General features: G+C 67.9%; 4 protein-coding genes and 1 pseudogene. 4 read left to right on the top strand and 1 reads right to left on the bottom strand.

The window, feature by feature from the left end; translation table 11 throughout:
* Positions 1 to 593, top strand: a pseudogene (locus tag IEZ15_RS26855) (transposase); the annotation flags it as partial.
* 173 nt (positions 594 to 766) lie between these two features.
* On the opposite strand, the gene IEZ15_RS26850 reads toward IEZ15_RS26855, so the two are convergent.
* Positions 767 to 1,849, bottom strand: a complete 1,083-nt coding sequence (locus tag IEZ15_RS26850; RefSeq protein WP_189279722.1) for an Lrp/AsnC ligand binding domain-containing protein — start codon at positions 1,847 to 1,849, stop codon at positions 767 to 769.
* A gap of 171 nt (positions 1,850 to 2,020) precedes the next feature.
* On the opposite strand from IEZ15_RS26850, the gene IEZ15_RS26845 reads away from it, so the two are divergent.
* From IEZ15_RS26845 to IEZ15_RS45085, 3 genes are all read left to right on the top strand, one after another.
* Positions 2,021 to 3,574, top strand: a complete 1,554-nt coding sequence (locus tag IEZ15_RS26845; RefSeq protein ID WP_189279721.1) for an AbgT family transporter — start codon at positions 2,021 to 2,023, stop codon at positions 3,572 to 3,574.
* Positions 3,575 to 3,611: 37 nt separating this feature from the next.
* Positions 3,612 to 4,775, top strand: coding sequence for a M20 family metallopeptidase (locus tag IEZ15_RS26840; RefSeq protein ID WP_189279720.1), 1,164 nt, complete (start codon positions 3,612 to 3,614; stop codon positions 4,773 to 4,775).
* Positions 4,776 to 5,217: 442 nt separating this feature from the next.
* Positions 5,218 to 5,832, top strand: a complete 615-nt coding sequence (locus tag IEZ15_RS45085; RefSeq protein ID WP_229846130.1) for a hypothetical protein — start codon at positions 5,218 to 5,220, stop codon at positions 5,830 to 5,832.
* Positions 5,833 to 6,082: the final 250 nt, after the last annotated feature.

The raw sequence follows: 6,082 nt of genomic DNA, 5'->3' as shown, positions 1-6,082 counted from the left end.
ACCCAGTTCCACCCAAGCCTGGAGCGTGTCCTGGGCCCCCGTCTCGACCACCAGGCCGTCACCTGGCTCCTTGAACGCCACGGATCCCCGGCCGCACTGCGAAAAGCCGGACGCCGCCGCCTCGTCGAACTCGTCCGGCCCAAGGCCCCGCGCATGGCCACCCGGCTGATCGACGACGTCTTCGACGCGCTCGACGAGCAGACCGTCGTCGTGCCAGGGACCGGCACCCTCGACATCGTCGTTCCTCCCTGGCCCGCTCGCTCGCGGCCGTCCAGGAACAGCGCCGGGCCCTGGAAGCCCAGATCAACACCCTGCTGGAGGCTCACCCTCTTTCCCCGGTCCTGACATCGATGCCCGGCGTCGGCGTCAGGACCGCCGCCGTCCTGCTGGTCACCGTCGGAGACGGCACCAACTTCCCCACCGCCGCCCACCTCGCCTCCTACGCCGGCCTCGCCCCCACCACGAAATCGTCCGGCACATCGATCCACGGCGAGCACGCACCCCGAGGCGGCAACCGGCAACTCAAACGCGCCATGCTCCGAGACGGCACCTTCTACGAGTCCCGAACCCCCACCGTCACCCTCGCCGCATGACCAGGATGAAAACCCTCAAAACCGGCAGCACGAACTTGACGAAGGACATAGAGGCACCCCCCCGGCGCGATCCCATGCAGAACCGAGGGGGAACAGGGCCACTGCTGACCGTTCCACGTTGGCCTCCTGGACCACGTTGGCCGACAGAGGCGCCCCAGGTCGCCCGTCCGCCCTCACTCCTCGTACTCGTCCGGGTCCGCCGACGGGATAGGGGTGTCCTTCGGGCACCACGGGTCGATGGGTGCACACTCTCTGCGCCGCCCGAGATCGTCCAGAATCCAGCCGAGCCGTTTCACCGTGCGCAGCACGACGGCGTGCTCGACGATTTCGAACTCGGGCAGAGCGGCGGTGATCCGCTCCTCCAGATCGTGCGCGCCGGCGGTTGAACGCAGCCAGGTGGATACCCGGAAATTGGTGCCGCCGCTGGTGGCGACCAGCAGACGGATCTCGGGCATGCGGGCAAGTCGCTCGCTGACGCGCTTGCGGTCGCCCTGCGGGACCCGGCCCCACAGAAGCGTCGTCACCGGCCAGCCCGTGAGGTGTTGGGAAATCTCGCAGCGGAAGGAGATGGCGCCCGATTGCTCCAGCCGGGACAGCCTGCGGCGGGTCGCCGTGTGACTGGCGCCGGTGCGTTCGGCGAGCTCGGTGACCGGCAGTCTGCCGTCCGGAGCCAGTGCGAGCAGGAGGGTGTGGTCGGCGGGTGACAGCCGCCCGGTTCGCGCCGGCCGGCTCGGCGCAGCCGCGGGTTGCAGGCGCTCGCGCTGGGTGCGGGACAGGGCGTCCAGCCGCCAGGCGCTTCCGGACATGTAGGTGTGCGTGCTGATCTGCACATCGACCCTCACCACCCCGGGGAGGCGGCTGACCTGGTCCAGGACGAAGCGCGACAGTGCGTGCAGATCGCTGGTGATGACGTTGACATGCAGATCACGGCCGCTGGCGACCTCCATCACCGATTTGGTTCTCGGATCGCGGGCCAGTGCGAGTGCCACCCGGCCGCGCTGTGCCGGATGGCACTGAATGTCGAGAAAGGCATCACACAGCGAGCGCCACAGGCTGGAACCGCCGGTCGCGGTGACCCATGCCTGCCCCGTGGCGGCCAGCCGCCGCCAGCGTCGGGCCGCCGTGGCGGCGCTGACCCCCAGGACGTCGCCGAGCGTGGCCCATGAGGCACGCGGCGCGATCTGCAGGCAGTTGGCGAGCGCGAGGTCGGCCTCCTCCAAGCGGCCGTCCGGGAGCGAGTCGGCGAAATCGTGCATGCAGGGCCTCCAGAAAGCGATTCTCGACGATTTTCGGCCCTGCTGGCCGTAAATGCACACGATGATGCAACGCGGTCGGCCACCTCGGAACGGCGGTCCGGATTCGACCGAATCACCCCCCCCCTTTTTTGCTACCCCGATTCCCTTCTTGCGGAAAGGTTTCCTTTTGCGATGCCCCATGAGCTGACCACCAAAGAGGTGGCCCCGCAGCCGAAGGCGCTGCAAGCAGCCTTCCGCAGCTTCGCCGTGATCGAGAGAGTGGGCAACAGACTGCCTCATCCTTTCTGGCTGTTCTGGCTGCTTGCACTGGTTGTCATCGCGCTGAGCGCGGTCCTGTCCGCGGCAGGCCTCGGCGCCGTCCAGCCCGGAGGCGGCGAGTCCGTCGCGGTACGCAGCCTGCTCAGCCGGGACGGCATCGCGATGATGGTCGAGGAGGCGGTGGAGAACTTCGCGAGCTTCCCCCCGCTGGCCACGATCATCACGGTGATGCTCGGCATCGCGGTGGCCGAGCGCAGCGGACTGTTCAGTACCCTGCTGCGTCGCCTCGTCGCACGGGTACCGGGCAAGTACCTGACGTTCGCCCTGTCCATGACCGCGATGGTCGGCCACGTCGCCGGCGACGCCGCTTACGTGACGCTCATCCCCCTGGGCGCTCTGGTGTTCCGCGCCGCCGGCCGCAGCCCCGTGCTCGGCTGCATAGTCGCGTTCGTCTCCATCTCGGCGGGCTACGACGCCTCGCCCTCGCTGACGACCACCGACGTACTGCTGTCCACGATCTCCACTGCCGCTGCGCAGACGATCGACCCGGGTTACGTCGTCACTCCTGTGGCGAACTACTACTTCAGCCTTGCGTCCTCGGTACTCGTCGCCCTCGTCATCACCCTGGTCACCGAGAAGGTCCTGGCCCGCCGCCCTGATCTGGAGACCGACGAACCCGCCTCGGACCTGAACGCCGAGGAACTGGCCGAAGTCGAGGTCACCTCCGCCCAGCGCCGCGCCCTGCGGGTGACCGGGCTGGTCGCGCTGGCCTTCGTGGCCGCTCTGGTACTCGTCATGCTGCCGACGGGGTCTCCGCTGCGCGGCGAAGGGGGCAGTGTGGTCCAGTCCCCGCTGTTCTCGGGCATGGCGCTTATTCTGGGTGTCTTCTTCGCGCTTCTGGGCACCGTGTACGGCCGGATCACCGGATCCCTTCCCGGGTCCCGGGACGTGGTGGCGGCCATGGTCGAGGGCGCCCGGTCAATGGCGCCGATCCTGGTGCTGTTCTTCGCCATCTCCCAGTTCCTCGCCTTCTTCAAGTGGAGTCACATCGGCGAGGTGCTCGCGATACGGGGTGCGGAGGCGCTGCAGAACCTCGGCGTGCACGGGTGGGTGGTCCTGCTGGGGATAGCCGTCCTGGTCACCTTCATGAACCTGGCCATCACCAGCGGATCCGCGCTCTGGGCGCTGGCCGCACCGGTGTTCATCCCCATGCTCATGCTCATCGGGATCAGCCCTGAGGCCACCCAGGCCGTCTACCGGGTGGCCGACTCGGTCAGCAACTGCATCACCCCCATGAGCCCGTACTTCGCGATGGCTCTCGGCTTCATCCAGCGCTACCGGAAGTCGGCGGGGATCGGCACGCTGGCCTCGTTCACCATTCCCCTGGCCGCTGTCGTCTGGGTGGTGTGGGTCGGCTTCGTGCTGGCCTGGTATCTGCTCGGCATCCCCTTCGGCCCCGGCGCCTGACCCCGAATCCCCCACATTCCCACGGAGCGACCGCACCATGATCTCCGAGCTCGCCCGCAGCGCCGACGCCGCCGCTGCGGACATCCTCACCGACATCACCGACCTCGTCGCCTGCGAGACCCACAGTTACGACCTCCCCGGTCTCGGTCACGGCCTTGAACTGCTGAGCACTCTCGTTGCTCGCCGGCTCGGCGCCCCCACAGAAGTGGAACGGCACCCGGGCGGCGAGCAGGGCGACACCGTGGTCATCACCTACGAAGGGCACGGGTCAGGGCATGTCGCGATCGTCGGCCACTACGACACCGTGTGGCCGCGGGGCACACTGACGAACTGGCCGATCGCCTCCCACCGCGGCGAAGACGGCCGGCAACGTCTGAGCGGACCCGGCATCTTCGACATGAAGACAGGCCTCGCTCAGGGCATCTGGGCTCTCAAACTGCTCCGCGAGAGCGGTGCGGCAGTGCCCACAGTGACCTTCGTCCTCAACGGCGACGAGGAGATCGGCTCCCCCTCGTCCCGGCCGGTGATCGAACGGGTCGCGGCATCCGTGGATGCCACGCTGGTACTTGAGGCGAGTGTGGACGGTGCCGTCAAAACAGGTCGCAAGGGCGGGGGAATCTTCACGGTGACGGCCACCGGAGTGGAAGCACACGCCGGGCTGAACCCCGAGGCCGGGGCCAGCGCGATCCACGCGCTCGCCGAGTTCATCACGGATGCTGCGGCCACAGCCGCACCCGCGGAGGGAACTACTGTCAACGTAGGGCGTATCAGCGGCGGATCCGGAACGAACGTCGTGGCCGGACAGGCGTCCGCGAGCATCGACATCCGTGTTCTCACCCAGGCGGAGCAGGACCGGGTGGACGCCGCGTTCGACGAGATCCAGGTGAGCGACCCGCGCATCCGCATCGACGTCCAGCACGGCTGGAACCGGCCGCCGATGACGCTGAACGCCGCGTCGGAATCCCTGCTGAAGACCGCGCGAGCGGTGTCGGAGGAACTCGGCCGACCGCTCGCCGACGTCACCGTCGGTGGTGCCAGCGACGCGAATTTCGTCGCCGGCCTGGGCCTTCCCGTGCTCTGCGGCCTGGGAGCGGTGGGCGGGGGCGCCCACGCGAGGCACGAGTTCATCTACCCGGACACGGTGGCCCATCAGACCGCGCTGGTCGCCGGGATACTGCACCGGCTGGCCGACGCCGCCTGACGCGCGGGCCCACCGGCGCCCCGCGCGACGGCCACCGGGCCCGCCACGCACCGTGACATCCGAAAAAGCACAGCAGAAGACCCAGGCCGGAACGTTGCCGACCTGGGTCTTCTGCGGAGCCCTCTGTCGGATTCGAACCGACGACCTACGCATTACAAGGGCCTGCAAGATCATCCCGGGTGATGCTGGACGATGCCGCAGAATTCTGTTTCTCCTGATCAGGGGCTCGCGCCCTCGATCGGCATGACACTTCGTCCCTCCTGATGCCACCCAGTCCGCTCACGCAGCGCTCACGCAAGTGGGCCCTCCGATCGTCAGCAAACCCGCGGGTTCCCGCTGCTTCCAGGGGCGACCACCCATACGAGTCATTGCACCTGGCTTGCCCACAGGGTGAGCTGTTGCCATGCATCGCTGGTCTCCCCTGAACGAACGACAGCTCGCCTTGCTCGGCCAGCTCGCGAACGGCAGGAAACCCGAGGAACCCTGGGACCCCGGTGAGTGGCGCACCGCCTACGCGCTGCGCGACCGCGGGCTGCTGACGATCAAGCGCAGCGGGGGTGAGGTGGATGCGCAAGTCACCGAGGCAGGCACCTTCTACATCCAGCATGGCTATCACCCGGACGACCCCGCACACGCCGGGAAGAAGAAGATCACCAAGGGGAAGGGAGCAGGCAGCACACGATCCACGTCCTACGCCGACAGGCCAGCCGCACTCGCCCGTCGGGCCAAGGCGAAGGATCTCGTCGAGCGACTCATTACGGATAGACGTGTCACCACCACCAAGCCCGATGAGGACACGGTGACGGAGTGGCGACGCTTGATCGACTACGCGAAGCGTCACGGCCTTGTCCCCGAAGGCTCCGCATGTGGAATCGCGACCTGCAGATCTCTCTGGCCGAGGGGCCACACCCCAATTCGCGCAGAGAGCGGCCGGACGAGGCTCCGTCTGTCCGCGTCCCCGCTCAGTTGCGCTCCCCGCATCCGGTCGTGGCGGCACTGGGCGACGACAAGGGCCGCCTCATCATGCCTGTCCCACTCCGTCGTCGATCGCTGCTGATTCTCCAGGGCCTCGCCGCCGAGGCAGTACGTCGCGGGCACAAGGTAGAGGATCACGACGTCCCCGCCCGCCACCGCAGCCATACGTACACGTACAACGGGCGGCACTACCCCTCCGGATACTCCCGCCGTGAGGGCGAACTGGACATGGTCGTAAGCGGCTTCACCTACACCATCACGATCCAGCAGGAGTCTCCCCAATCCACCGATCCGGAGCGCTCCAAGAGCCTCGTGATCGAACTCGGCTACAG

Origin of the sequence: Streptomyces atratus (assembly GCF_014648655.1) — a bacterium.
Lineage (GTDB): Bacteria > Actinomycetota > Actinomycetes > Streptomycetales > Streptomycetaceae > Streptomyces > Streptomyces atratus.
The sequence above is the reverse complement of the archived record's forward strand: the minus strand, read 5'-3'. Positions and strand labels throughout refer to the sequence as shown.

Coding starts and splice junctions, on each gene's coding strand:
- IEZ15_RS26845 (WP_189279721.1), top strand. CDS start 2,021: ATGCCCCATGAGCTGACCACCAAAGAGGTGGCCCCGCAGCCGAAGGCG.
- IEZ15_RS26850 (WP_189279722.1), bottom strand. CDS start 1,849: ATGCACGATTTCGCCGACTCGCTCCCGGACGGCCGCTTGGAGGAGGCC.
- IEZ15_RS26840 (WP_189279720.1), top strand. CDS start 3,612: ATGATCTCCGAGCTCGCCCGCAGCGCCGACGCCGCCGCTGCGGACATC.